Source organism: Mycolicibacterium aichiense (assembly GCF_010726245.1).
Classification (GTDB): Bacteria; Actinomycetota; Actinomycetes; order Mycobacteriales; family Mycobacteriaceae; genus Mycobacterium; species Mycobacterium aichiense.
In genome coordinates this window covers 3,020,204-3,045,584 of record NZ_AP022561.1, presented here as the reverse complement: position 1 = coordinate 3,045,584, position 25,381 = coordinate 3,020,204, and the positions used below count along the sequence as shown (strand labels likewise).

Genomic DNA, 25,381 nt, shown 5'->3' with positions numbered 1-25,381 from the left:
TGCCCGTAACCTCGCCTCACATGGGCGGCCCCGGACTCGCTGTACGAAATCGGCGAGCCCGCATCGCCAGCGCCGCCCTGTTCCTGACGAACGGCGCGCTGTTCGCCAATCTGCTGCCGCGCTTCCCCGAGATCAAGGCCGACCTCGGCCTGTCCAACTCGGCTTTCGGTCTGGCGGTGGCCGCGTTCTCGGCGGGCGCGCTCCTGACCGGGGTGACCGCCGCCGCCCTGGTCCGCCGCTACCGTTCCTCGGTGGTCGCGGTCGCGAGTTCTCTGCTGCTCGCCGCGTTCACCGTGCTCGCCGGCCTGGCACCCACCGGGCTGACGCTGGCGGCCGCGCTGTTCTGCGCCGGTGCGGCCGACTCGGTGACCGACGTCGCCCAGAACGTGCACGGGCTGCGCGTGCAACGCGCGTACGGCCGCTTCATCATCAACTCGCTGCATGCGGTGTGGTCGTCGGGCGCGGTGCTCGGCGGCCTGATCGGCGCAGGCGCAATCTATCTCGGCATTCCCCGCGCCGTGCAGCTCTCGGCTTCGGCGCTACTGTTCGGCGCGGTGTGCCTGGTCGCCTACCGGTACCTGCTGCCAGGCCCCGACCATGACCACGCCGAACCCCGGCCGGGCGAGCGGGCCACCGCCCCGGCGGGTCGCAGCGTCTATGTGGCGTTGGCCGCGCTGGTGGCCATTGCGATCGCCGGCGCCGCAGTAGAGGACGCGGGCAGTTCGTGGGCCACGTTGTATCTGCGAGATTCGCTGTCGGCACCCGCTGCGCTCGCCGCGCTCGGCTATGTCGCCCTGGTCGGCTTCCAGTTCATCGGCCGTCTTGTCGGCGACCGGCTGACCGACCGGTGGGGGCCGTGCACGGTCGCCCGGGCCGGCGGCGTGATCGTCGCCGTCGGGATGGCGGGCGCCCTGGCGTTCCCCGGCATCCCGGGCACCATCGCGGGGTTCGCCGCCGCCGGATTCGGTTCGGCCACCCTGGTGCCCGGTGCCATGCACGCCGCCGACGAGCTTCCCGGACTGCGGCCGGGCACCGGGCTGACGGTGCTGACGTGGCTGATGCGAGTGGGATTCCTCGGATCGCCGATCCTCGTGGGGGCGCTCGCCGACGCCGTGTCGTTGCGCGCCGGTCTACTGACCGTCCCGCTGGCCGGACTGGCGGCGGTACTGCTGGCCCGGGCCCTCAGCCCACGGCACCGGTCAGTTCGATCGTGAGCACACCCGCGATGATCAGCGCGATGCCGCCCATCATCAGCGGGGTGAGGGGCTCGGCGAACACCACCCGGGCGATCACCGCGATCAGCGCGACACCGGCCGCCGACCACACGCCGTAGGCGACCCCGACCGGCATGCCCAGCGACAGGGTCACCGACAGCAGCGTGAACGACACCAGATAGCCGAGCAGCATCGGCGCGACCCACGCCTTCTTGCGGAAACCGTCCGAGGCGCGCAGGCACAGGGTCGCGCACACCTCGATGAGGATGGCCCCGGCCAGCGTCAGCCACATCACGGCGTGCCCTCCTCGCCGGCGTGATTGCGCGAACCGAGCTCTACGAGCAGGACGCCGGCGATGATCAACCCGATCCCGGCGACGATCGGGACCGTGAACGGGTCGCCGAAGATCACCGCTGCCAGAATCGCCGTCGCCGCGGTTCCCACCGCGCCCCAGACGCCATAGGCCACCCCGACCGGCATACCGGCCCGCAGCACCAACGCCAGGAAGTAGAACGAGGCGAGATAGCCGGACACCACCAAGACCAGCCACGCCGAATGGTCCTGTGACGCGCGCAGCGACAGGGTGCCGGTGACCTCCACGGTGATAGCGGCCAACAGGAGCGCCCATTTCCGCACGCGGGTCAGGATAGCTGGGCGCAATCCTGTGGCCGCCGTCATAGCTGGCCGCGGCGGTGACCGGATAGACCAGCCGCCGCACGCCCGGGTGCGTTACCCGTCGGTAGCGTGGATGGGTGGTGTCGTTCATCGACACGCACTTCTGTGGCAGGAGGACAACGATGACAGCGGATGCGAGCGTGCGGCCGATCGTGGACAACCCGATCGTCGAGACCCGCTACGGGCCGGTCCGCGGGGCCGACGACGGCCGGGTCAAGACCTGGAAAGGCATTCGCTATGCCGCCCCGCCGGTCGCAGACCTGCGCTGGCGGGCACCCGTTGCCCCGCAGCCGTGGACCGAGGTTGCCGACGCGACGACATTCGGTCCGGTCAGTCCGCAGCCGCGCAGCCCGATCCCGATGGGCTTGGGCACCCGCGCCGACGAGGACTGCCTGTTCCTCAACATCTGGGCGCCGTTGGAGACCGGGACAGCGGCCACCGGCGAGCCCAAGCCGGTGATGGTGTGGGTGCACGGCGGCGCCTACATCTTCGGGTCGGGCAGCCAGCCGATGTACGACGGCACCGTGCTGGCCACCGGTTCCGATGTCGTCGTCGTCACGATCAACTACCGGCTCGGCGCGCTGGGTTTCCTCGATCTCTCGTCGGCGGGGTTCGACAGCAACGTCGCACTGCGCGACGTGCTGGCCGCGCTGCGCTGGGTGCAGGAGAACATCGCCGAGTTCGGCGGCGACCCGGACCGGGTGACGTTGTTCGGTGAATCCGCCGGAGCCGCGATCACCACCACCCTGCTGGCGGTGCCGGAGGCAGCCGGATTGTTCTCCCGTGCGATCGTCCAAAGCGCACCAGCCACGTCCATTTACGGCGGCGAGCGCGCCGGCGCCGTCGCCGAGCTGTTCCTGGACAGGCTCGGCATGACAGCGGATGAGGCGCACCGCGCGCCCCTCGAAACTCTGGTCGACGCATCACAGCATCTGTTCGACCATGTTCCGGCCACCACGCCCGGACTGCTGGCATTCGCACCCACCGTGGACGGTGATCTGGTGCCGGACTACCCGGTGACGCTGGCCAGGGCAGGCAAAACCCATCCGGTGCCGCTGCTGATCGGTACCAACAAGGACGAGGCCGCCCTCTTCCGGTTGATGCGCTCACCGTTGATGCCCATCGCGCCCAAGTCGGTCCGGACGATGTTCAACGAGATGGCCAACGACCAGCCGGACCTGCAGCTCCCGACCGCCGATCAGGTCAGTTCGGCGTACCCCGCCAGAATGGCACGTACCCGCAGTCTCGGGGTGGCCAGCGACGTCGGCTTCCGGATGCCGACGGTGTGGTTCGCTGAGGGGCACACCTCCGTTGCGCCGGTCTACCTCTACCGATTCGATTGGGCCACACCACTGTTCAAGACGATCCGGCTGGGCGCCGCGCACGCCACCGAGCTGATCTACGTGTGGGGCAATCTGATCTCGGGTCCGCGCGACGTCACGTTCAAACTCGGCGGGCTCAAGACCGGCGAGGAACTGTCCGAGCGGATGCGCGCGCGCTGGACGGCGTTCGCGGCCACCGGCGACCCCAACCTGCCGCTCGGTCACCCGCACTGGGCGCCGTATCGCCTCGATGACCGCGCGACGCTGGTCATCGATCGCCGGGACCGCGTCGTCGATGACCTGGACCGGCCGATCCGCGAGACGTGGGGCAGCGAGGTACTCAGCTTTCGCTGAGCCTTCTTGACACCGTGTCTAACAACGCGGCCGCAACGCGTTAGACTCCCGCCCGGGAGGTGTCGCGTGGATCGAATCGGTGAACTGTTGTCCGTTCTCCCGCCGCAGATGCGTGAGCCGGTGCTGTTCGCAATCCCGTTCTTCCTCCTGCTGCTCATTCTCGAATGGACCGCGGCCCGCAAGCTCGAGCGCCTGACCGAAGCCGAACAGCCCGCGTCCGGCGCCTATCACGCGCGCGACGCGTGGGCCTCGATCTCGATGGGCCTCATGTCGGTCGCGACGATGGGTGTCTGGAAATTCCTGGCTCTGCTGGGCTACGCCGCGCTCTACGCCTACGTCGCGCCGTGGCACCTCTCGCCGACCAAGTGGTACACGTGGGTGGTCGCGATCGTCGGGGTGGACGTGCTGTTCTACGCCTACCACCGCACCGCCCACCGGGTCCGGCTGATCTGGGCCACCCACCAGGCGCACCACTCCAGCCGATACTTCAACTTCGCGACCGCGCTGCGGCAGAAGTGGAACAACAGCGGCGAGATCATCATGTGGATTCCGTTGCCGCTCTTGGGTGTTCCGCCCTGGATGGTGTTCACCAGCTTCTCGATCAGTCTGATCTACCAGTTCTGGATCCACACCGAGCGCATCGACAAGCTGCCGCGGCCCTTCGAGTTCGTGTTCAACACGCCGTCGCATCACCGCGTGCATCACGGGATGGACCCGGAGTATCTCGACAAGAACTACGGCGGCATCCTCATCATCTGGGATCGCCTGTTCGGCACATTTGCGCCCGAACTGTTCCGCCCGCACTACGGCCTCACCAAGCCGGTCACCACATTCAACATCTGGACATTGCAGACCCACGAGTACGCGGCGATCGCGCGCGACGTCCGCTCGGCGCGCCGCTGGCGTGACCGGCTGGGTTACATCTTCGGTCCGCCCGGCTGGGCGCCCCGCACCACCCGGCGGCCGGCGACTACGGTGGCCGCAAGCTAGTCAACATCGGTGCCGCCACCCGAGGATGGAGCCCATGGAGGTCAAAGAGGTCCTGCTGCCCGGAGTCGGGCTGCGGTACGAGTTCGACAACGCTGACGGCAATCGCATTGGGGTGATCGCCCGGCGCGGCGGTGATTTCGAAGTCGTCGTCTACGGCGCCCCCGACCCCGACCAGGCACGCCCGGTGTTCCGCCTCACCGACGAGGAAGCCGACGCGCTGGCCCAGATCCTCGGTGCCCCGCGAATGGTGGAAAGCTTCGCCGACCTGACCAAGGAAGTGCCCGGCCTGGACGCCGGCCAGGTCGAGATCGCGGTGGGGTCGCCGTTCGTCGACCGCCCGCTGGGCGACACCAAGGCCCGCACCCGTACCGGCGCATCGATCGTGGCCATCGTGCGCGACGAAGAGGTGTTGGCCTCGCCGAAACCCGACCAGGTGCTGCACGCCCGCGACGTACTGGTCGTGATCGGCACCGAGCACGGCATATCCGGCGTCCGTCGAATCGTCGACCAAGGATGATCTAGTGGCTGTGTCGGCGGCGCTGCTGCTCGAGCTCGGCGTCATCTTCACGGTCCTGACGATCCTGGGAACCCTGGCGCGCCGGTTCGCGCTCTCACCGATCCCGCTCTACCTGCTCGCCGGGCTGGCCCTGGGCAACGGCGGAATCGCGCCGGTTCCTGCGGCGGGGGAGTTCGTGTCCACCGGCGCCACGATCGGCGTGGTCCTGCTCCTGCTGACCCTCGGCCTGGAGTTCTCCATCGGCGAGTTTGCGGCCAGCATGCGTCGGCACCTGCCCTCGGCCGGTGTCGACCTCGTCCTCAACGCCACCCCGGGTGCGATCGCCGGCTGGCTGCTCGGCCTGAACTTCGTCGGCATCCTGGCGATGGCGGGCATCACGTTCATCTCCTCGTCGGGCGTGATCGCCCGTCTACTCAACGACCTGCGCCGGCTCGGCAACCGGGAAACCCCTGCCGTGCTGTCGATCCTGGTGCTCGAAGACTTCGCGATGGCCGCCTACCTGCCGCTGCTGGCCGTGCTGGCGGCCGGCGGCACGTGGTGGGAGGCGCTGCTGTGGATGGCTGCCGCGATGGTCGCGCTGGTCCTGGTGTTCGCGGCGTCGTACCGCTGGGGCCATCATCTGGGCAGGCTGATCAGCCATCCCGACGACGAACAACTCCTGTTGCGCATCCTCGGGCTGACCCTGCTGGTGGCCGCAGCTGCCGAACATCTGCACGCCTCGGCCGCGGTGGGCGCATTCCTGGTCGGACTCACGCTGACCGGGGAGACCGCTGAGCGGGCCCGCGCCGTGCTCACCCCGCTGCGGGATCTGTTCGCGGCGGTGTTCTTCCTGGCGATCGGGTTGTCGGTGGCGCCTGCGGACCTGGTACCGATGTTGCCTGCGGCCGTACTGCTGGCCGCCGTCACCGCGATCACCAAGGTGGCCACCGGGGTGTATGCCGCCCGCCGCGACGGAGTCGGCAGGCCGGGCCAACTTCGGGCGGGCACCGCGCTGGTCGCCCGCGGCGAGTTCTCGCTGGTGATCATCGGATTGGCGGGGACCACCGTCGCTGCGGTGGGGACGCTGGCCACGCCGTATGTTTTCGTCCTGGCCATCGTCGGGCCTCTACTCGCGCGGTTCGCCCGGTAGGACGCCCCCGTCATGGCACCATGCTGGGGTGCAGACCGTATTTGACCGCGACGTCGACCCCGCCCTGATCGCCCGGGCGCTGGGCTCCGCCGCGTTCGGATCGATGTGGCTGGACTCGTCGCTGGTCGCCCGCCCCGACTACCCCCGGCTCTCCAGCGACCTGACGTGCGACCTGTTGGTGGTCGGCGGCGGTTACGCCGGCCTGTGGTCGGCCCTGCACGCGAAGGCGCGCAACCCCGCAGCGCGGGTGGTGCTGATCGAAGCCGAACGGGTCGGCTGGGCGGCATCGGGGCGCAACGGCGGCTTCGTCGAGGCCAGCATCACCCACGGCGCAGAGAACGGAAAGTCGCGCTGGCCAGACGAATTCGACCGCCTGGAGAAGCTCGGCCTGGCCAACCTCGACGGAATGCAGGCCGATATCGCCGCCTACGGCATGAACGTGGACTGGGAGCGCACCGGCATGCTCACCGTCGCCACCGAACGCCATCAGGTCGGGTGGCTGGCCGAGGGCGCCGACGGCGGCGAGGGCCGGTTCCTGGACCAGGCGGCCGTGCGCGCCGAGGTCGCCTCACCGACCTATCAGGCCGGGCTGTGGGCGACCGACACCTGCGCGATCGTGCACCCGGCCCGGCTGGTCTTCGAACTCGCCCGGGCCTGCTCGGAGGCCGGGGTCGAGATCTTCGAGCACACCGCGGCGACGTCGGTACAGCGCGAACAGCGGGGGATCCGGGTGGAAACCTCGGCCGGGGTGCTCCAGGCCGACCAGGTTGTGTTGGCCACCAACGTGTTTCCGAGCCTGCTGAAGCGAAACCGGTTCCACACCATCCCGGTGTACGACTACGTGCTGTCCACCGAGCCGCTCACCGACGACCAGTTGGACCGCATCGGATGGCGCAACCGGCAGGGCATCGGAGACAGCGCCAACCAGTTCCACTACTACCGCCTCTCGGCGGACAACCGGATCGTCTGGGGCGGGTACGACGCGGTCTATCACTACGGGCGTCGCGTCGATTCGATGTACGAAGACCGGCCCGAGAGCTACCGCAAGCTGGCCGCGCACTTCTTCATCACGTTCCCGCAACTCGAGGACGTCCGGTTCAGCCACCGCTGGGCCGGTGCGATCGACACCAACACCCGGTTCTGTGCGCACTGGGGTCTGGCCGGCCGGGGCCGGATCGCCTACGTCAACGGATTCACCGGTCTGGGTGTCGGCGCCGCACGGTTCGCCGCCGACGTCTGCCTCGACCTGCTCGACGGTCACCCCACCGAGCGGACCGAGCTGGAGATGGTCAACCGCAAGCCGTTGCCGTTCCCGCCCGAACCGGTGGCCAGTGTGGGCATTCAGGCCACCCGGTGGTCGTTGGACCGGGCCGATCACAACGAGGGCAAGCGCAACCTCATCCTGCGCACCCTCGACCGCCTGGGCCTGGGGTTCGACTCCTAGCTCCGGCTTTTAACCCCATCTGCGGCGATTCGTGCGGCGACACGCCGGGTATGTCATTGTTCGTTGGTAACGATTTGAAATCGGCGCCGATACACAGTCGAGATACTTCCGCGGCGCGTCCTTGACGTACCGCCGACCGATCGGGGTGTACAGTGTCGCGCTTTGCTCAGAAAGTTGTCCTCGCCACTGCCGCTGTTGTCGCCGCCACCGGGACCTTGGCGCCGATCGCTGCAGCCGCCCCCGGCGTCGTCGTCTCGCCCGGCATGGAAATTCGCCAAGCAAGCAACGTCTGCACGCTCGGATACGTCGATCCGGTGGCGCGGGTGGCCTACTCGGCCGGCCACTGCCAGGCGGACGGCCCGGTCACCGACCGCGACGGGCGCTTCATCGGCATGGTGTCGACCTTCCAGGACAACACCCCGGACGGTGCCGTCGTCCGCACCGACCAGGTGATCTCCGACTACGAGATGATCACCCTCGGCGCCGACGTCACGGTCAACAACATCCTGCCCGGCGGCCGCCAGCTGGTCGCCGAGGCGGCCCCGCCGATGGCCAACGGCCAGCCGGTCTGCCATTTCGGCGTGATCACCGGCGAGAGCTGCGGCTCCATCGAGCGGGTCAACAACGGCTGGTTCACCATGGAGAACGGCGTGGTCAGCCAGAAGGGTGACTCCGGCGGTCCGGTGTACATGCCGATCGACAACAACAAGGCCGTGATCGTCGGGCTGTTCAACAGCACCTGGGGGAATCTGCCTGCGGCGGTGTCATGGGTGGCCACCAGCCAGCAGGTGCGCGCCGGCGCCGACGTGGTCAACGTCGCTGCCGCCGAGCAGGCCAACGCCAACTGACGTTCATTGAGCGCTGACGTCGCATATTCGACGCCTAGCTGACACCTGAGCGCTCAATCAACTAGCGCGCGAGCGCGAACACCGGGATTGCCGGTGCGGCCGAACGTAATTCGGTATCCGTCGACTGCGGTGTGAGGCCGGCGATGTGGCCCTTGACCTCCCAGTACCACCGATCGATATAGCGCTGGAGCAGGGCCGGCTTGGCGTCGTCGTCGACCTCGGTGAGGCGGACCGGTCTGCGGCGCCACCGGGGGCCGAGCTCCACCTCGCCCGCCGCCCGCGCATTGCGCGCCCATTGGGTGTTGCCGCGCGGGGACACCAGGTACTCGGTGTCGCCGACCCGCAGCACATTGACGACCACACTGCGCAGCGCGCCGGATTTGCGGCCGCGCACGCGCAGCGCCTGCGTGCCCGCGATGCTGACGCCCGCCTCGGCGAGCCGGCGGATGACGGCGTTGGCCGCCCGGGCGGCAGCGTTCGGACGGTCGTAGTGCTGATTCATGGTGCGTCCCCTCAACTCGACGTTCAGAGAGCAGTGCTCTCGTAACGAGGATGCCAGCGGTATGGCCGAAAAGCAAGAGCAGTGATCTCGGCTGTGTCAGACTCGGCGCGTGGGGAAACGGGAGGACGCGCGGCAACGCATCGAAGCCCAGATCGTCGAGATCGGGCGCAGGCAGCTGGCCACCGTGGGGGCGGCCGGGCTGTCGGTGCGGGCCATCGCCCGCGAGCTGGGCATGGTGTCCTCGGCGGTGTACCGCTACGTCGCGAGCCGCGATGCCCTGCTGACTCTTCTGCTGGTCGACGCCTACTCCGACCTCGCCGACGCGGTCGGGCAGGCGCGGGCGGACACCGATGGCGGCTGGCGAGCCGACGTCGCGACCATCGCCCACGCCATCCGCAACTGGGCGCTGGGTCAGCCCGCCGAGTGGGCCCTGCTGTACGGCAGCCCGGTGCCGGGCTATCACGCGCCGGCCGAGCTGACCACCGGACCGGGCACCCGGGTGATCGGCATGCTGTTCGACGCGGTCGCCACCGGGGTGGCCACCGGAGATATCGCCCTCACTGAACGCCATGTGGCTCAACCGATGTCGACCGACCTGATCCATGTGCGGGACGAGTTCGGCTTCCCCGGCGACGATGCGCTGGTGATCCGGTGCACCGCGATCTGGGCCATGCTGATCGGGGCGATCAGCCTCGAGGTATTCGGCCAGTACGGCACCGACACCTTCACCGATCCTCGGGCGTTGTTCGACGAGCAGCTCCACCTCGCCATCGAGCTGCTGACCGCGGGACCGCAAAACTAGAACACGTTCTAGCCACACCGGCGGCCCGGGGATATCCTCGAACCGATGACCGACCAGACACCTGTCCAGATCGCGTGGGTGACCCGCGACCTGGATGCCACCGAGGCGGCGCTGACGACGCTGCTCGGGGCCCGAAAATGGATTCGCATGCCCGATGTGCACTTCGGGCCCGACACCTGCGAACACCGCGGCAGCCCGGCCGACTACAACGCCGACATCTCGTTGAGCTACGCCGGTGACACCCAGCTCGAACTCATCGCGCCGACGCGCGGCGAGAGCATCTACACCGAGTTCCTCGCCCAGAGCGGCCCCGGGCTGCACCACATCTGCATCGAGGTCCCCGACGCCGACGCGTTCGACGCCGCGCTGACCGGCGGCGGCGAGTCGACGGACGTCGTCGCCCGCGGGGTGATGCCCGGCGGCATGCGGTTCGCCTACCTGTCCGCCGCCGCGGCCGGCGTGCCCTACCTCGAAATCGCCTACATCCCCGACGAGATCCGCACGTTCTTCGACTATGTGAAACAGGAGCAGCAATGAGTGGCCTGGACATTCCCGCGACCGTCGCCGCCGCGGATGTGACCGAATGGTCCGACGAGGTCGACGTCGTGGTGATCGGCTTCGGCATCGGCGGCGGGTGCGCTGCGGTCAGCGCGGCGGCCGCCGGTGCGCGGGTGCTGGTGCTCGAGCGTGCCGCGGTCGCAGGTGGCACGACCTCGATGGCCGGCGGCCACTTCTACCTCGGCGGCGGCACCGCCGTCCAGCAGGCCACCGGGCATACCGACAGCGTCGAAGAGATGTACAAGTACCTCGTCGCGGTGTCACGCGAGCCCGAACTCGACAAGATCCGCGCCTACTGCGAGGGCAGCGTCGAGCATTTCAACTGGCTCGAGGAGCTCGGGATCGCGTTCGAGCGCAGCTACTACCCGGAGAAGGCGGTGATCCAGCCCAACACCGAGGGGCTGATGTTCACCGGCAACGAGAAGGTGTGGCCGTACAAGAACATGGCGGTGCCCGCCCCGCGCGGCCACAAGGTCCCGGTTCCCGGTGACACCCAGGGTGCGGCGATGGTGATCGACCTGCTGCTCAAGCGGGCCGCCGAACTGGGCGTGCAGATCCGGTACGAAACGGGCGCAACGAATCTCGTCGTCGACGACGGGGCCGTGGTCGGCGTCTCGTGGAAGAAGTTCACCGAGACCGGGTCGATCCGGGCCAAGGCTGTGGTGATCGCCGCGGGCGGTTTCGTGATGAACCCCGAGATGGTCGCCAAGCTCACGCCGAAGCTCGCGGAGAAGCCCTTTGTGCTCGGCAACACCTACGACGACGGCCTGGGCATCCGCCTCGGCGAGTCGGTGGGCGGGGCCACCAAGCACATGGACCAGATCTTCATCACCGCGCCGGTTTACCCGCCGTCGATCCTGTTGACCGGAATCATCGTCAACAAGGAGGGCAAGCGGTTCGTCACCGAAGACTCCTACCATTCGCGCACGTCGGGTTTCGTGATGGATCAGCCCGACAGTGCGGCGTACCTGATCGTCGACGAGGCGCACATGCAGCGCCCGGAGATCCCGCTGATCACCTTCATCGACGGCTGGGAGACGGTCGAGGAGATGGAGGCCGCGCTGGGCATCCCGACGGGCAATCTCGTCGAGACGCTCACCAACTACAACGAGCACGCCGCCAAGGGCGAGGATCCGGAGTTCCACAAGCAGCCGGAATTCCTTGCGCCGCAAGACAAGGGGCCGTGGGGTGCCTTCGACCTGACGCTGGGCAAGGCGATGTACTCCGGCTTCACCGTCGGTGGTCTGGCCACCGACGTCGACGGCGAGGTGTTGCGCGCCGACGGCAGCGTGATTCCGGGACTGTATGCGGCGGGCGCGTGCGCGTCCAACATCGCTCAGGACGGCAAGGGCTATGCCAGCGGCACCCAGCTGGGGGAGGGCTCCTTCTTCGGCCGGCGGGCGGGAACGCACGCCGCCACGGTGGCGGCTGAAAGTGCCCGCGCCGCAGGCTAAACGGTTGCCGGCTCGTTGCCCTCGACATGGCCGAGGCGCCACTGGCCCTCGCCGAGCAGCTCCAGGTGCCGGACGTGGTGCTGCTCGACGGTGCTGCGGTGGCTGACGCTGACCAGGATGGTGTCCGGTAGCTCGGTGCGCACCATGTCGTAGAGCGCGAACTCCAGACCCTCGTCGAGCGCCGAGGTGGCTTCGTCGAGGAAGACCGCCTTGGGTTTGGTGAGCAGCACGCGGGCGAACGCGATGCGCTGCTGCTCGCCCGGCGACAGGACCTTGGCCCAGTCCTGGGACTCGTTGAGGCGGATCGTCAAGTGCGACAGAGCGACCTTGGACAGCGCCTGTTGCAGGTCCTCATCGCTGATCTCACCGGAGGTGGCGGGGTAGGACACCACCGTCCGCAGGTCGCCCAGCGGGACATACGGCATCTGCGACAGGAACATGGTGTCGTCATCCCCGGGGCGGCACAGGGTGCCCGAGGTGAACGGCCATAGCTGGGCCAGGCTGCGCAGAAGCGTGGTCTTGCCCGCGCCCGAGGGCCCGGTGATGACCAGTGTCTCGCCGGACTCCAGCCGCAGGTCGATCGGATCGACAAGCTGGCTGCCGCTGGGCGTGCGGACCTCGACGCGGCGCAGTTCCACCGAACCGTCAGTGCTGGTGACTGTCGTCAGCTTGGGCAGCTCGCGCGCCTCGGCGTTGGTTTCCACCAGGCCGTGCAGACGAATGATGGCCGCCCGGTAGGAGGCGAACGAGTCGTAGGCGTTGCGGAAGAACGACAGCGAGTCGTGGATCGACCCGAACGCGCTCGACGACTGGGTGACGTCACCGAGGTCGATCTGCCCGGCGAACAGCCGCGGCGCCTGGATCACCAGCGGCAGCGGGTTGATGATCTGGCTCATCGACAGGTTCCAGCCGGTCAGCGCGATCGTGCGATTCACATAGCGCTTGTAGTTGGCGATGATCTGGGCGAACTTGGCGCGCAGCAGGCCCCGCTCGGCGTTCTCGCCGCGGTAGAAGCCGACGGCCTCGGCCGAATCACGCAGCCGGACCAGCGCGTAGCGGAAGACGGCGTTGGTGAGCTCGTTGCGGAAACTGAGCCGGATCAGCGGATGGCCGATCCAGAACGCGATGACCGTCGCCACCAGCACGTAGACCAGCACCACCCAGAACAGCGCGTGCCCGAGGGTGACACCCAGGAACGTCAGCGGACCCGACAGGTTCCACAAGATCACGGTGAACGAAACCACCGTCACCAACGAGTTGATCGCGCCGAACAGCAGCGTGCTGGAGCTACCGATCATCGGGGTGTTCGGCGAGGACCCCACCCCGGCGGTGAAGATGTCGATGTCGTACTGGATGCGCTGATCGGGGTTGTCGATGTCGGTGTCGGTGAACCGGGTGCGGTAGTAGGCATGGTCGTCGAGCCAGTCGCAGGTGAGCCGGTCGGTGAGCCACACCCGCCAGCGAATGATGAACCGCTGCATGAGGTAGATGTCCAGCATCACCCGGCTGATGTAGATGGTCGCCAGGATGCCGAACAGGATCAGCGCCGCCCAGAATCCGTTGATACCGGACTGGCGAACTTCCTCGTTGCCGCCGCCTGCGCCCTGGAACGCGACCTGCAGCGACGTGAACAGGTCATTGCTGTAGTAGCTGAGCAAGACGTCGAGGCGCACCGAGATGATCGTCGAGAGCAACAGCACGGCGATCCAGATCCACACCCTGATGCTTTGGCGACCTTTGAAGTAATCCCCGGTGATCCGCCAGTACTGCCGGCCCCACACCGTGTAGCGGGCCAGCAGGACCAGCACGATGAGACTCAAAACGGCGCTGATCGCCCACGCTTTGGAAATCCAGATCAAGGACGGGACGAGCTCGTGTCCCCAGTCCATCGACGGGGTGAACTTCTCCAACGCGCTTCTCCTCCTGCGGCGCCGACCACACGACGCCCGATCTGCTGGCTTCCCGGCGAACCTACCCCGGCATCCCGGCGAAGGCGCGCGTGTGTGTCAGATGACGGGCGAAATGTGAGATTCGGCGTGTCGTCGGACCCGCCCCCGGGTCGAGTCATGGGCAGTGAAGCAAAGATAGCCGTCCGGGCGGATAACGACGGTTGCTCAACGTCCGGGTTGCTATCGGGCGGCGAATCGTGCCGACGGTACCGTTGACCCGTGGCGAAAACTCGCAAGGACAGTGTTGCCGGACCCGGCCGCATCAGCCGGGGCTTCTGGCGCATGCTCGGTGCCACCACCGAGAAGACCAAGGCCCATTCGATGGCCGAGGTGAACGCCTCGGCCGAGTTCGACGACAAGGCCAAGGGCCTCGACGACGAGCAACTGGCCAAGGCCGCGAAGCTACTGGAGCTCGGCGACCTCGCGTCGTCGTCCGACATTCCGCAGTTCCTGGCCATCGCCCGCGAAGCCGCGGAGCGCACCACCGGCCTGCGCCCGTTCGACGTCCAGCTGGCCGGTGCCCTGCGGATGCTCGCCGGTGACGTCATCGAGATGGCCACCGGTGAGGGCAAGACCCTCTCGGGTGCCATCGCCGCCGCCGGCTACGCACTGGCCGGGCGCAACGTCCACGTCGTGACGATCAACGACTACCTGGCCCGCCGCGACGCAGAGTGGATGGCGCCGCTGATCGAGTCGATGGGCCTCACGGTGGGCTGGATCACCGCCGAGTCGACCGCCCAGGAACGCCGCGCCGCCTACGAATGCGATGTCACCTACGCCTCGGTCAACGAGATCGGCTTCGACGTCCTGCGCGACCAGCTGGTCACCGACGTCGCCGATCTGGTGTCGCCCAACCCCGACGTCGCGCTGATCGACGAGGCCGACTCCGTGCTGGTCGACGAGGCCCTGGTGCCGCTGGTGCTGGCCGGCACCACCCACCGCGAGACCCCGAAGGTCGAAATCGTCCGGCTGGTGGGCGATCTGCGGGCAGGTATCGACTACGACACCGATGCCGACAGCCGCAACGTGCACCTCACCGACACCGGCGCCAAGAAGCTCGAGGCCGCGCTCGGCGGTATCGATCTCTACTCCGAGGAGCACGTCACCACCACGCTGACCGAGGTGAACGTCGCCCTGCACGCGCATGTGCTTCTGCAGCGCGACGTGCACTACATCGTCCGCGACGGCGCCGTGCAGCTGATCAACTCCTCACGCGGGCGGATCGCCTCGCTGCAGCGGTGGCCGGACGGCCTGCAGGCCGCGGTCGAGGCCAAGGAGGGCATCGAGACCACCGAGACCGGCGAGGTGCTGGACACCATCACCGTGCAGGCTCTGATCAACCGGTACCCGACGGTGTGCGGCATGACCGGCACCGCGCTGGCCGCCGGTGAACAGCTGCGCCAGTTCTACAAGCTCGGTGTCTCGCCGATCCCGCCCAACACGCCGAACATCCGCGAGGATGCCGCCGACCGCGTCTACATCACCGCCGCGGCCAAGATCGAGGCGATCATGGAGCACATCGTCGAGGTGCACGCCACCGGTCAGCCGATTCTGGTCGGCACCCACGACGTCGCCGAGTCTGAAGAGCTGCATGAGCGGCTGGTCCGCCGCGGCGTCCCGGCGGTGGTGCTCAACGCGAAGAACGACGAGGAAGAGGCCGCCGTCATCGCCGAAGCCGGCAAGCTCGGCACCGTCACGGTGTCGACCCAGATGGCCGGCCGCGGCACCGACATCAGGTTGGGCGGGTCGGAAGAAACCGACCACGATAAAGTCGCCGAGCTCGGCGGTCTGCATGTCATCGGCACCGGGCGGCACCGCACCGAACGCCTCGACAACCAGCTGCGCGGCCGCGCCGGCCGGCAGGGCGACCCCGGCTCGTCGGTGTTCTTCGCCAGCTGGGAGGACGACGTCGTCGTCGCGCACCTCGACGAGGGCAAGCTGCCCGCCGAGGCCGACGAGACCGGCAGGATCACCAGCCCCAAGGCGGGCGCCCTGCTGGACCACGCCCAGCGGGTGGCCGAGGGGCGGCTCCTCGATGTCCACGCCAACACCTGGCGCTACAACCAGCTCATCGCCCAGCAGCGCGCGATCATCGTCGAGCGCCGCAACACCCTGCTGAGCACGCCGGCGGCCCGCAACGAGCTCAAAGAGCTGTCGCCCGAACGGTACGAGGAACTGGCCGAGAAGTCCGGCGACGATCAGCTCGAGACGATCTGCCGCCAGATCATGCTGTTCCACCTCGACCGCGGCTGGGCCGACCACCTGGCCTACCTGGCCGACATCCGGGAGAGCATCCACCTGCGCGCGCTGGGCAGGCAGAACCCGCTCGACGAGTTCCACCGGATGGCCGTCGATGCGTTCGCGCACCTGGCGGCCGACGCCATCGAAGCCGCCCAGCAGACCTTCGAGACCGCCAACATCCTCGAAGAGGAGCAGGGCTTGGACCTCTCGAAGCTGGCCCGGCCGACGTCGACCTGGACGTACATGGTCCACGACAACCCGCTCAACGACGACACGTTGTCGGCGCTGAGCCTGCCCGGGGTCTTCCGCTAGGGCTAAGTTCATCACCATGGACCGTCGCGACCGGGTGCTGACGATCCCGAACGTCTTGTCGGTGATCCGGCTCGTGCTGGTGCCGGTGTTCCTGTACCTGCTGTTGGCCACCGATGCGTACGGGTGGGCGGTGGCGATCCTGATGTTCAGCGGCTTCTCCGACTGGGCCGACGGCAAGATCGCCCGCCTGGTGCCAAACCAATCGTCACAGCTCGGCGCCCTGCTGGACCCGCTGGTCGACCGCGTCTACATGGTGGCTGTGCCCGTGGGGATGGGCTTCGCGGGCGTGGTCCCGTGGTGGCTGGTGGCGACGCTGGTCGGCCGCGATCTGGTGCTCGCCGCCACCTTGCCGGTGGTGCGCAGCCGCGGGCTCACCGCGCTGCCGGTCACCTACATCGGCAAGGCGGCGACGTTCGCGCTGATGTCCGGTTTCCCGCTGGTGCTGCTCGGCCAGTGGGACGCGACGTGGAGCCGGGTGATCGGCGCCTGCGGCTGGGGCTTCCTGCTGTGGGGTGTCGGCATGTACCTGTGGTCGGCGGTGCTCTACCTGCTGCAAGTCCGTCTGGTGGTGACCACGCTGCCCAAGGCCGGCGTCAGCGATGCCCGCACCTGACAGCGCGCTCGGCGGCTACGACCCGCGAGCCGGCCGCAGCGAACGCCACGAGCGGCGACCTGCCCTCATTCCGCTGCCTGGTCTGTTGCGCTCGCTGCTCACCGAACATCTCGACCCCGGCTACGCCGCCGCTGCCGCTGCGCGGGAGAAGAGCGGACAATCCCGCGGACTGATCGCCGACCGGGCCTGGCAGGCAGTGGCGGCGGTGTTGATCGCGGTGGTGTTCGCCGCGGCGGTCGCGCAAGCCCGGACCACCGCGCCCGGCGTCAACGCCGCCCAGCAGGTCCTGGCTGCCAGCGTGCGATCCGCCGAAGGCACCACCGACCGGCTCACCCAGCGCCGCGACGAGCTGGCCACCCAGGCCGACACCATCCAGCGCCGCCAGCTGCGCGACGATGCGGCAGGCCGGGATCTGCTCAGCAGGCTCGACGCGCTCAGCCTGGCCGCGGCCACCACCGCGGTCATCGGACCGGGCCTGTCCGTCACGGTCACCGACCCCGGGATGGGGCGCGATCTGTCCGACGTGTCCAAACAGCGGGTGGCCGGCAGCAGGCAGATCATCCTGGATCGCGATCTGCAGCTGGCGGTGAACTCGTTGTGGGCCAGTGGGGCCGAAGCGATCTCGGTCGGGGGAGTGCGGATGGGGCCCAACGTGACGATCCGTCAGGCGGGCGGCGCCATTCTGGTCGACAATCATCCGATCAGCAGCCCGTACACGATCCTGGCGGTGGGGCCGCCGGGCGAGATGCGCGATACCTTCGATCGGAGCAGCGGGCTGCAGCGGCTGCGGCTGCTCGAAGTGTCTTACGGGGTGGGGGTCAGCGTGAGCAGCGGCGACGGCCTGTCGCTGCCGGCGAGCGCAGTACGGGAGATTAAATTTGCCAAGCAGATCGGCCGTTAAGGGGCGCACCAGCAGATGATCGGAATCGCCGCACTCATCGTCGGCATCGTGCTGGGCCTGGTATTGCATCCCAGTGTCCCCGAGGTCATCCAGCCGTACCTGCCGATCGCCGTCGTCGCCGCGCTCGATGCGGTGTTCGGCGGGCTGCGGGCCTACCTGGAGAAGATCTTCGACCCGAAGGTGTTCGTGGTCTCATTCGTTTTCAACGTGCTGGTGGCAGCGCTGATCGTCTATGTCGGCGATCAGCTCGGCGTGGGCACCCAGCTGTCGACGGCGATCATCGTCGTGCTGGGCATCCGCATCTTCGGCAACGCCGCCGCGCTGCGGCGCCGGCTGTTCGGGGCCTGAGGTGACCGACGACGAACACGGCCGCCACGAACTGCCGGGCCCGGCGCCGGCGCCGCTACGCAAGCCCCGCAGCCGCACGCAGATCATGTTCGGCGCGCTCGGCGTGCTGCTGTGTCTGATGCTCGGGGTGGCGATCGCCACCCAGGCCCGGCAGACCGAGACCGGGGACGCACTGGACACCGCGCGCCCGGCCGACCTGCTGGTCCTGCTCGGCTCGCTGCAGCAACGCGAAGCCACGCTCAACACCGAGGTGGCCGATCTTCAGCGCAACCTCGCGGCCATGCAGACCGCCGGCAGCAGCGACCAGGCCGCGATCCAGAACGCGCAGGCCAGGCTGGCTGCGCTGTCGATCCTGATCGGCACGGTCGCCGCCACCGGGCCCGGCGTGACGATCACGATCGACGATCCCGGACCCGGCGTCGCACCCGAAACCATGCTCGACGTCATCAACGAACTGCGAGCCGCCGGCGCCGAGGCGATGGAGATCCGCTCCGGGCAGCAGGCCGTCCGCGTCGGCGTCGACACCTGGGTGGTCGGCAGCCCCGGCGCGCTGGTGATCGACACACGAACTCTAAGCCCGCCGTATTCTGTTCTGGCCATTGGCGATCCGCCCACCTTGGCTGCCGCGATGAACATCCCGGGCGGCGCCGTCGACAGCGTCGAACGGGTGGGCGGGCGAATGACGGTCGCGCAGTCGGACCGTGTGGACATCACCACCTTGCGGCAACCGAAAGCGCGCCAATACGCTCAGCCCGTCAAATGAGCAGCCGACACCGAGGAGCACTGTGAGCGAAATCCCAGCCGACCTGCGCTACACCGCCGAGCACGAGTGGGTGCTGCGTACCGGTGACGACACCGTGCGCGTCGGTATCACCGACTTCGCCCAGTCCTCGCTGGGTGACGTGGTGTACGTGCAGCTCCCCGAGGTGGGCAGCGACGTCACGTCCGGTGAGTCGTTCGGCGAGGTGGAGTCCACCAAGTCGGTTTCCGACCTCTACGCCCCTGTGTCGGCCAAAGTGATTGCCGTCAACGGTGAATTGGAAGGCAGCCCCGGACTGGTCAACTCCGATCCCTACGGTCAGGGGTGGTTGTTGGAGTTGCAGGTCGACGGCGATACCCTCGAACAGGGGTTGGCGGCGTTGCTCGATGCGGACGCCTATCGGGACACAGTGACTGAATGACATTGTTAGGGTGCCTGCCAGCCACCGATCCGGAGGTGGTGGGCACAACGACGACCACTGCGCGGTACGGTCGTCGTAAGTGATTGGTGAGGCGGACGGGCGCCTTGTGCGGATTCCCGCCAAGTGCAGCCATGGCAGCCAGTGAAGGAGCAACGGGTGACCGACAAGGACCAGAACTCTGACGAAGTCACCGTGGAGACGACGTCCGTCTTCCGGGCCGACTTCCTCAACGAGCTGGACGCCCCGGCGGCCACCAGCGGCGAGAGCGGGGTGTCCGGGGTCGAAGGTCTCCCGGTCGGCTCGGCGCTGCTGGTCGTGAAGCGCGGCCCCAACGCGGGTTCGCGGTTCCTGCTGGACCAGGCGACGACGTCGGCCGGCCGCCATCCGGACTCCGACATCTTCCTCGATGACGTGACCGTGAGCCGCCGGCATGCCGAGTTCCGCTTGGACGGCAACGAATTCCAGGTCGTCGACGTCGGCAGCCTCAACGGCACCTACGTGAACCGCGAACCGGTCGACTCGGCCACCCTTGCCAACGGCGACGAGGTCCAGATCGGCAAGTTCCGCCTGGTGTTCCTCACCGGACCGAAGTCGGCCGAGGACGAAGGTGGTCCGGGAAGCTAGTGACCGCCCCCGATAGTCCCGCGCTTGCCGGGATGTCTATCGGAGCGGTCCTGGACCTGCTGCGACCGGACTTCCCGGACGTGACGATCTCCAAGATTCGATTCTTGGAAGCCGAAGGTCTCGTCACGCCGGAGCGCAGCGCATCGGGGTATCGACGGTTCACCGCGTACGACTGCGCACGGTTGCGGTTCATCCTGACCGCGCAGCGCGACCACTATCTGCCGCTGAAGGTCATCAAGGCTCAGCTCGACGCCCAGCCGGACGGCGAACTGCCACACGTCGGATCGCCGTACGCCGTACCGCGTTTGGTGACGGTGGCGGACGGCAGCCAAGTCGGTGACGACGCCGACGCCGAGACCGACGTAGCGCGCACCCAGGTGCGGCTGAGCCGTGAAGATCTGCTGGAACGCTCCGGCGTTGGCGAGGAGTTGCTGACCGCGCTGTGCAAAGCGGGCGTGATCACCACCGGCCCGGGCGGGCTGTTCGACGAGTATTCGGTGGTGATCGCACAGTGTGCGCGAGCGCTGGGGGATTACGGAGTGGAACCGCGGCACCTGCGGGCGTTCCGGTCCGCGGCCGATCGGCAGTCCGATCTGATCGCCCAGATCGCCGGCCCGGTGGGCAAGGCGTCGAAGACCGGGGCACGCGATCGCGCGGACGACTTGGCGCGTGAGGTCGCCGCGCTGGCAATCACGTTGCATACGTCGCTGATCAAGTCCGCTGTACGAGACGTTCTCGACCGCTGAGGACTAGACTCCAAAGGACTGCAACGAGCGCGGAGGTCAGACACAGATGGGCGAGGTTCGTGTGGTGGGCATTCGCGTCGAACAGCCCCAGAACCAGCCGGTCCTGCTGCTGCGGGAGTCCAACGGCGATCGGTATCTGCCGATCTGGATCGGCCAGTCCGAGGCCACCGCGATCGCGTATGAACAGCAGGGCGTCGAGCCCACCCGGCCGTTGACTCACGACCTGTTCCGAGATGTCATTGGCGCACTGGGCCATTCGCTCAAAGAGGTGCGCATCGTGGATTTGCGGGAGGGCACCTTCTTCGCCGACCTGATCTTCGACCGCGACATCAAGGTGTCGGCGCGTCCGTCGGACTCGGTGGCGATCGCCCTGCGGATGGGCGTGCCGATCTACGTGGAGGAGGCGGTCCTGGCCGAGGCCGGGCTGCTGATCCCCGACGAGAACGACGAGGAATCCACCGGCGCGGTCCGCGAAGACGAGGTCGAGAAGTTCAAGGAATTCCTCGACAGTGTGTCCCCGGACGATTTCAAGGCAACCTGACCACCAAGATCACGGACACGTATCACTTGGCCGAAGCGGTTCGACACGCCCGAGGGATGACCGTTGGCACGCCCAAGGGAAGCCATACTTTCATCACGACGACGAGCACGACCGCCCGTCGAGAAGCGTATGCTCGGTGGACTCGGACTGGGCAAACGTGGTTGGTGGAGCGGTAAGCGGGCCATAGGTTCGAACGGCGAGAGGAAGCATCGTGGGCGAGCAGCCACGTCAGGGACAGTTGGACCTTGCTGGCACGGGCTCTGATTCCGATGGCCGCTTTGAGGCGGACACGCCCGCCGGCGCGCCGGTGAGCGAGGCGGTGCAGCAGGGGCTGTTCCCCGACGACTCGGTTCCCGACGAATTGGTCGGCTACCGCGGGCCGAGTGCCTGCCAGATCGCCGGAATCACCTACCGCCAGTTGGACTACTGGGCGCGTACCTCGCTGGTGGTGCCGTCCATCCGCGGTGCGGCCGGCTCGGGCAGCCAGCGGCTGTACTCGTTCAAGGACATCCTGGTCCTCAAGATCGTCAAGCGCCTGCTCGACACCGGCATCTCGCTGCACAACATCCGCGTCGCCGTCGATCATCTGCGGCAACGCGGCGTGCAGGACCTGGCCAACATCACTCTGTTCTCTGACGGCACAACGGTGTACGAGTGCACCTCGGCCGAAGAGGTCGTCGACCTGCTGCAGGGCGGGCAGGGTGTGTTCGGCATCGCGGTCAGCGGCGCCATGCGGGAACTGTCCGGCGCGATCGCCGACTTCCCCGGTGAGCGGGCCGACGGCGGCGAGTCGATCGCCTCGCCGGAGGACGAGCTGGCGTCCCGGCGCAAGAGCCGCGACCGCAAGATCGGTTAGCAGCTAGAATCTTCTCTGTATCGCCCTCGCGCGGGAGAGTTTCGTGGCATCCAGTCACGGACGCCGAAGGAGCAACACCTCTCCGTCAACCTCTCAGGCACCCGGACCGCGCGTGGCCACGATGCCTCTGGAAAGCGGTGACTCGGATTTTTCTCGCCGGGATCACCCGCCCATGGGGAAAGGCAGCACCGCCCACATGCGGGCTGACCGAATCTCTCAGGCGCCCGGTCCGGGTGGACGACAGAGGGAGAGGACGCCGCTGACGGCTGCGCCGTAAGTCAGGAGTCCCCATGTCGAAACACGCAGGGTCCAATCACACCCCCACCTTCGCCGATCGTCACATCGGACCCGATTCCGACGCATTGGCCACCATGCTCGACGTGATCGGGGTCGCCTCGCTCGAGGAACTCGCGGCCAAGGCGCTGCCTGCGGGCATCCTCGATGCGCTGTCCGCCGACGGCATCGCACCCGGCCTCGATCAGCTGCCCGCCGCGGTGGGCGAGCACGAGGCGCTCGCCGAGCTGCGGGCACTGGCCGACACCAACACCATCGCGGTGTCGATGATCGGCCAGGGCTACTACGACACGCTCACCCCACCGGTGCTGCTGCGCAACATCCTGGAGAACCCGGCCTGGTACACCGCGTACACGCCGTATCAGCCGGAGATCAGCCAGGGCCGGCTCGAGGTGCTGCTGAACTTCCAGACGATGATCGCCGACCTGACCGGGCTGGATCTGGCCAACGCCTCGATGCTCGACGAGTCCACCGCGGCCGCCGAGGCGATGACGCTGATGCACCGCGCGTCGCGCGGTTCGGCCAATCGGCTTGCGGTCGACGAGGACATGTTCGCCCAGACCGCAGCCATCCTGGCGACCCGCGCCGAGCCGCTGGGCATCGAGATCGTCACCGCGGACCTGCGGGGCGGGCTTCCCGACGGTGAGTTCTTCGGCGTCATCGCGCAGCTTCCCGGCGCCAGTGGTCGGGTGACCGACTGGTCCAAGCTGGTCGAGCAGGCCCACGAGCGCGGCGCGCTGGTGGCACTGGGAGCCGACCTGTTGGCGATGACGCTGATCGCCCCGCCGGGTGAGCTGGGCGCCGACGTCGCGTTCGGAAGCGCGCAGAGATTCGGTGTGCCAATGGGATTCGGTGGCCCGCACGCCGGTTTCCTTGCGGTGCACAACAAGCACGCCCGCCAGTTGCCCGGCCGCCTGGTCGGGGTGTCGGTGGACAGTGACGGCGCGCCGGCGTACCGGTTGTCGCTGCAAACCCGCGAACAGCACATCCGCCGCGACAAGGCGACCTCCAACATCTGCACCGCACAGGTGCTGCTGGCGGTGATGGCCGCCTCCTACGCCAGCTACCACGGTCCGCAGGGTCTGACCGGGATCGCCCGGCGCGTGCACTCCCACGCCCGCTCGCTGGCCGCCGGGCTGAGCGCTGCCGGCGTCGAGGTGGTGCACGACACCTTCTTCGACACCGTGCTGGTGCACGTCCCGAACCGCGCTGCCGCGGTGCAGGCCGAGGCCAAGGGCCGCGGCATCAACATCTGGCGGGTGGACGCCGACCACGTGTCGGTCACGTGCGACGAGGCCACCACTCCCGCACACGTCGCCCTGGTGCTGGAGTCGTTCGGCGCCGGCCCGGCAGGCGAGTACACGGGTCCCGAAATCGATTCGCGGACAAGCGAATTCCTCACCCACCCGGCGTTCCACCGCTACCGCACCGAAACCGAGATGATGCGCTACCTGCGCACGTTGGCCGACAAGGACATCGCGCTGGACCGCAGCATGATTCCGCTGGGGTCGTGCACGATGAAGCTCAACGCCGCCGCCGAGATGGAGTCGATCACCTGGCCGGAGTTCGGCCGTCAGCATCCGTTCGCCCCTGCCGGTGACACCCCGGGACTGCGCAAGCTGATCGCCGACCTGGAAGGCTGGCTGACCGGTGTTACCGGGTACGACGCAATCTCGTTGCAGCCCAACGCCGGATCGCAGGGTGAATACGCCGGCCTGCTGGCCATCCGCGACTATCACCTGGCCAACGGCGACACCGGTCGCGACGTGTGCCTGATCCCGTCCAGCGCGCACGGGACCAACGCGGCGTCCGCGGCCATGGTCGGGATGCGGGTGGTCGTGGTGGCCTGCCGCGAGAACGGCGATGTCGACCTCGACGACCTGCGCGCCAAGATCGGTGAGCATGCCGAGCGACTGGCCGCGCTGATGATCACCTACCCGTCGACCCACGGGGTGTACGAGCACGACATCGCCAACATCTGCGCCGCGGTGCACGACGCCGGCGGGCAGGTGTACGTCGACGGCGCCAACCTCAACGCCCTCGTCGGGCTGGCCCGGCCGGGCAAGTTCGGCGGCGACGTCAGCCACCTGAATCTGCACAAGACGTTCTGCATCCCGCACGGCGGGGGCGGCCCCGGCGTCGGGCCGGTGGCGGTGCGGTCGCACCTGGCGGCGTTCCTGCCCGGCCACCCGATGGCCGAGGAGCTGCCGAAGGGCCACCCGGTGTCAGGGGCCCCGTACGGATCGGCGTCGATCCTGCCGATCACGTGGGCCTACATCCGGATGATGGGCGCGGGCGGCCTGCGCGAAGCCACGCTCACCGCGATCGCCTCGGCCAACTACATCGCGCGCCGCCTCGACGAGTACTACCCGGTGCTCTACACCGGCGAGAACGGCATGGTCGCCCACGAGTGCATCCTCGACCTGCGGGGGATCACCAAGTCCACCGGCGTGACCGTCGACGATGTGGCGAAGCGGTTGGCGGACTTCGGTTTCCACGCACCGACCATGAGCTTCCCGGTGGCCGGCACGTTGATGGTGGAGCCCACCGAGAGTGAGAGCCTGGCCGAGGTGGACGCGTTCTGCGAGGCGATGATCGCGATCCGCGCCGAGATCGACAAGGTCGGCTCGGGGGAGTGGCCGGCCGAGGACAATCCGCTGCGGAACTCACCGCACACCGCCGAATGCCTGCTGGTCGACGAGTGGACCCACCCGTACACCCGCGAGCAGGCGGCCTACCCGCTGGGCAAGGGAAACCGGGCGAAGGTGTGGCCGCCGGTGCGCCGCATCGACGGGGCGTACGGCGACCGGAACCTGGTGTGCTCCTGCCCGCCGGTGGAGGCGTTCGCCTAGCGCTTCTCGTCGAGTCAAAACTGAGGGCGAACCTTCGGCCCGAAACATCGCCCTCTGTTCTGACTCGATGCCTGATAGCGTCACCCTGTGCTGCCAGCCGAGGTTCGCCAGTGG

The 25,381-nt window shown here is 68.1% G+C and carries 25 protein-coding genes and 2 riboswitches; of the genes, 21 read left to right on the top strand and 4 right to left on the bottom strand.

The annotated features are described in order from the left end of the window. Positions 1-20: 20 nt before the first annotated feature. On the top strand, positions 21-1,214 hold the full coding sequence (locus G6N32_RS14820; RefSeq protein WP_115320233.1) for an MFS transporter: 1,194 nt from the start codon (positions 21-23) through the stop codon (positions 1,212-1,214). On the opposite strand, the gene G6N32_RS14815 is transcribed toward G6N32_RS14820, so the two are convergent. Together G6N32_RS14815 and G6N32_RS14810 are read right to left on the bottom strand one after the other, a co-directional pair. Further along, a complete protein-coding gene (locus tag G6N32_RS14815) occupies positions 1,183-1,506 on the bottom strand; it encodes a DMT family transporter (RefSeq protein ID WP_102806495.1) in 324 nt (107 codons plus the stop codon). The two genes, G6N32_RS14820 and G6N32_RS14815, sit on opposite strands and share 32 nt — an antisense overlap. After that, entirely contained in the window at positions 1,506-1,850 is a 345-nt protein-coding gene (locus G6N32_RS14810; protein ID WP_115320232.1) for a DMT family transporter, read from the bottom strand. Before G6N32_RS14810 ends, G6N32_RS14815 begins: the two co-directional genes overlap by 1 nt. A gap of 161 nt (positions 1,851-2,011) precedes the next feature. Here G6N32_RS14810 and G6N32_RS14805 point away from each other — a divergent pair, with 161 nt between their 5' ends. From G6N32_RS14805 to G6N32_RS14780, 6 genes are all read left to right on the top strand, one after another. Further along, positions 2,012-3,565: a carboxylesterase/lipase family protein gene (locus G6N32_RS14805; protein WP_115320231.1), complete on the top strand. Its 1,554-nt coding sequence runs from the start codon at positions 2,012-2,014 to the stop codon at positions 3,563-3,565. A 108-nt stretch (positions 3,566-3,673) separates the two neighbouring features. Further along, on the top strand, positions 3,674-4,555 hold the full coding sequence (locus tag G6N32_RS14800) for a sterol desaturase family protein (RefSeq protein WP_115321237.1): 882 nt from the start codon (positions 3,674-3,676) through the stop codon (positions 4,553-4,555). A gap of 34 nt (positions 4,556-4,589) precedes the next feature. Continuing rightward, positions 4,590-5,072 carry a cation:proton antiporter regulatory subunit gene (locus tag G6N32_RS14795; protein WP_115321235.1) on the top strand — a complete coding sequence of 161 codons (483 nt, stop codon included), beginning with the start codon at positions 4,590-4,592 and terminating at the stop codon, positions 5,070-5,072. Positions 5,073-5,076: 4 nt separating this feature from the next. Then, positions 5,077-6,201 (top strand): cation:proton antiporter, encoded by a 1,125-nt coding sequence (locus G6N32_RS14790; protein WP_115320230.1) that lies wholly within the window; start codon positions 5,077-5,079, stop codon positions 6,199-6,201. 28 nt (positions 6,202-6,229) lie between these two features. Then, positions 6,230-7,645, top strand: coding sequence for an NAD(P)/FAD-dependent oxidoreductase (locus G6N32_RS14785; RefSeq protein WP_115320229.1), 1,416 nt, complete (start codon positions 6,230-6,232; stop codon positions 7,643-7,645). Positions 7,646-7,797: 152 nt separating this feature from the next. Beyond that, complete coding sequence (locus G6N32_RS14780) at positions 7,798-8,493, top strand: Rv1815 family serine proteinase (RefSeq protein WP_115320228.1); 696 nt, start codon at positions 7,798-7,800, stop codon at positions 8,491-8,493. A gap of 61 nt (positions 8,494-8,554) precedes the next feature. On the opposite strand, the gene G6N32_RS14775 is transcribed toward G6N32_RS14780, so the two are convergent. Beyond that, positions 8,555-8,995, bottom strand: coding sequence for a nitroreductase/quinone reductase family protein (locus tag G6N32_RS14775; RefSeq protein WP_115320227.1), 441 nt, complete (start codon positions 8,993-8,995; stop codon positions 8,555-8,557). 109 nt (positions 8,996-9,104) lie between these two features. On the opposite strand from G6N32_RS14775, the gene G6N32_RS14770 reads away from it, so the two are divergent. The 3 genes from G6N32_RS14770 to G6N32_RS14760 are packed head-to-tail and all read left to right on the top strand — an operon-like array spanning position 9,105 to position 11,809. Then, a complete protein-coding gene (locus G6N32_RS14770; RefSeq protein WP_197935712.1) occupies positions 9,105-9,797 on the top strand; it encodes a TetR/AcrR family transcriptional regulator in 693 nt (230 codons plus the stop codon). 45 nt (positions 9,798-9,842) lie between these two features. After that, positions 9,843-10,334 (top strand): VOC family protein, encoded by a 492-nt coding sequence (locus G6N32_RS14765; protein WP_115320225.1) that lies wholly within the window; start codon positions 9,843-9,845, stop codon positions 10,332-10,334. After that, complete coding sequence (locus tag G6N32_RS14760) at positions 10,331-11,809, top strand: FAD-binding protein (RefSeq protein ID WP_115320224.1); 1,479 nt, start codon at positions 10,331-10,333, stop codon at positions 11,807-11,809. The genes G6N32_RS14765 and G6N32_RS14760 overlap by 4 nt, the downstream gene beginning before the upstream one ends. Here G6N32_RS14760 and G6N32_RS14755 read toward each other — a convergent pair. After that, positions 11,806-13,719, bottom strand: a complete 1,914-nt coding sequence (locus G6N32_RS14755) for an ABC transporter ATP-binding protein/permease (protein ID WP_115320223.1) — start codon at positions 13,717-13,719, stop codon at positions 11,806-11,808. The two genes, G6N32_RS14760 and G6N32_RS14755, sit on opposite strands and share 4 nt — an antisense overlap. Positions 13,720-14,040: 321 nt before the next feature. Between G6N32_RS14755 and secA2 the strand changes: the two genes are divergently transcribed. From secA2 to gcvP, 11 genes are all read left to right on the top strand, one after another. Next, entirely contained in the window at positions 14,041-16,311 is a 2,271-nt protein-coding gene (secA2, locus tag G6N32_RS14750) for an accessory Sec system translocase SecA2 (RefSeq protein ID WP_218565266.1), read from the top strand. Positions 16,312-16,327: 16 nt separating this feature from the next. Further along, entirely contained in the window at positions 16,328-16,924 is a 597-nt protein-coding gene (locus tag G6N32_RS14745) for a CDP-alcohol phosphatidyltransferase family protein (protein ID WP_115320221.1), read from the top strand. Further along, entirely contained in the window at positions 16,911-17,825 is a 915-nt protein-coding gene (locus G6N32_RS14740) for a DUF881 domain-containing protein (protein WP_115320220.1), read from the top strand. The genes G6N32_RS14745 and G6N32_RS14740 overlap by 14 nt, the downstream gene beginning before the upstream one ends. Before the next feature lie 15 nt (positions 17,826-17,840). Further along, positions 17,841-18,173 carry a small basic family protein gene (locus G6N32_RS14735; protein WP_036344963.1) on the top strand — a complete coding sequence of 111 codons (333 nt, stop codon included), beginning with the start codon at positions 17,841-17,843 and terminating at the stop codon, positions 18,171-18,173. Next, positions 18,058-18,936, top strand: a complete 879-nt coding sequence (locus tag G6N32_RS14730) for a DUF881 domain-containing protein (RefSeq protein WP_115320219.1) — start codon at positions 18,058-18,060, stop codon at positions 18,934-18,936. The genes G6N32_RS14735 and G6N32_RS14730 overlap by 116 nt, the downstream gene beginning before the upstream one ends. A gap of 22 nt (positions 18,937-18,958) precedes the next feature. Next, the gene (gene gcvH / locus G6N32_RS14725; RefSeq protein ID WP_083119047.1) at positions 18,959-19,354 is read left to right on the top strand and encodes a glycine cleavage system protein GcvH; all 396 of its coding nucleotides are present in this window, start codon (positions 18,959-18,961) and stop codon (positions 19,352-19,354) included. Between the two features lie 156 nt (positions 19,355-19,510). Beyond that, on the top strand, positions 19,511-19,978 hold the full coding sequence (gene garA, locus G6N32_RS14720) for a glycogen accumulation regulator GarA (RefSeq protein ID WP_232077118.1): 468 nt from the start codon (positions 19,511-19,513) through the stop codon (positions 19,976-19,978). Beyond that, positions 19,978-20,724 (top strand): transcriptional regulator FtsR, encoded by a 747-nt coding sequence (gene ftsR / locus G6N32_RS14715; protein ID WP_115320217.1) that lies wholly within the window; start codon positions 19,978-19,980, stop codon positions 20,722-20,724. The genes garA and ftsR overlap by 1 nt, the downstream gene beginning before the upstream one ends. Positions 20,725-20,770: 46 nt before the next feature. After that, on the top strand, positions 20,771-21,265 hold the full coding sequence (locus tag G6N32_RS14710; RefSeq protein ID WP_115320216.1) for a bifunctional nuclease family protein: 495 nt from the start codon (positions 20,771-20,773) through the stop codon (positions 21,263-21,265). 211 nt (positions 21,266-21,476) lie between these two features. Then, a complete protein-coding gene (locus tag G6N32_RS14705; protein ID WP_083119051.1) occupies positions 21,477-22,121 on the top strand; it encodes a MerR family transcriptional regulator in 645 nt (214 codons plus the stop codon). Positions 22,122-22,142: 21 nt separating this feature from the next. Then, positions 22,143-22,240, top strand: a riboswitch (glycine riboswitch). Further along, positions 22,241-22,375, top strand: a riboswitch (glycine riboswitch). It abuts the riboswitch before it with no gap. 36 nt (positions 22,376-22,411) lie between these two features. Continuing rightward, the gene (gene gcvP / locus G6N32_RS14700; RefSeq protein WP_115320215.1) at positions 22,412-25,267 is read left to right on the top strand and encodes an aminomethyl-transferring glycine dehydrogenase; all 2,856 of its coding nucleotides are present in this window, start codon (positions 22,412-22,414) and stop codon (positions 25,265-25,267) included. Positions 25,268-25,381: the final 114 nt, after the last annotated feature.

What these genes read in the sequence shown, in the direction of transcription:
- G6N32_RS14730 (WP_115320219.1), top strand. Translation starts at nt 18,058, where the DNA reads ATGTCGGCGATCAGCTCGGCGTGGGCACCCAGCTGTCGACGGCGATCA.
- G6N32_RS14775 (WP_115320227.1), bottom strand. Translation starts at nt 8,995, where the DNA reads ATGAATCAGCACTACGACCGTCCGAACGCTGCCGCCCGGGCGGCCAAC.
- G6N32_RS14805 (WP_115320231.1), top strand. Translation starts at nt 2,012, where the DNA reads ATGACAGCGGATGCGAGCGTGCGGCCGATCGTGGACAACCCGATCGTC.
- G6N32_RS14765 (WP_115320225.1), top strand. Translation starts at nt 9,843, where the DNA reads ATGACCGACCAGACACCTGTCCAGATCGCGTGGGTGACCCGCGACCTG.
- gcvP (WP_115320215.1), top strand. Translation starts at nt 22,412, where the DNA reads ATGTCGAAACACGCAGGGTCCAATCACACCCCCACCTTCGCCGATCGT.
- G6N32_RS14735 (WP_036344963.1), top strand. Translation starts at nt 17,841, where the DNA reads ATGATCGGAATCGCCGCACTCATCGTCGGCATCGTGCTGGGCCTGGTA.
- G6N32_RS14795 (WP_115321235.1), top strand. Translation starts at nt 4,590, where the DNA reads ATGGAGGTCAAAGAGGTCCTGCTGCCCGGAGTCGGGCTGCGGTACGAG.
- G6N32_RS14710 (WP_115320216.1), top strand. Translation starts at nt 20,771, where the DNA reads ATGGGCGAGGTTCGTGTGGTGGGCATTCGCGTCGAACAGCCCCAGAAC.
- G6N32_RS14800 (WP_115321237.1), top strand. Translation starts at nt 3,674, where the DNA reads ATGCGTGAGCCGGTGCTGTTCGCAATCCCGTTCTTCCTCCTGCTGCTC.
- G6N32_RS14740 (WP_115320220.1), top strand. Translation starts at nt 16,911, where the DNA reads ATGCCCGCACCTGACAGCGCGCTCGGCGGCTACGACCCGCGAGCCGGC.
- G6N32_RS14760 (WP_115320224.1), top strand. Translation starts at nt 10,331, where the DNA reads ATGAGTGGCCTGGACATTCCCGCGACCGTCGCCGCCGCGGATGTGACC.
- G6N32_RS14815 (WP_102806495.1), bottom strand. Translation starts at nt 1,506, where the DNA reads ATGTGGCTGACGCTGGCCGGGGCCATCCTCATCGAGGTGTGCGCGACC.
- secA2 (WP_218565266.1), top strand. Translation starts at nt 14,041, where the DNA reads ATGCTCGGTGCCACCACCGAGAAGACCAAGGCCCATTCGATGGCCGAG.
- G6N32_RS14745 (WP_115320221.1), top strand. Translation starts at nt 16,328, where the DNA reads ATGGACCGTCGCGACCGGGTGCTGACGATCCCGAACGTCTTGTCGGTG.
- G6N32_RS14820 (WP_115320233.1), top strand. Translation starts at nt 21, where the DNA reads ATGGGCGGCCCCGGACTCGCTGTACGAAATCGGCGAGCCCGCATCGCC.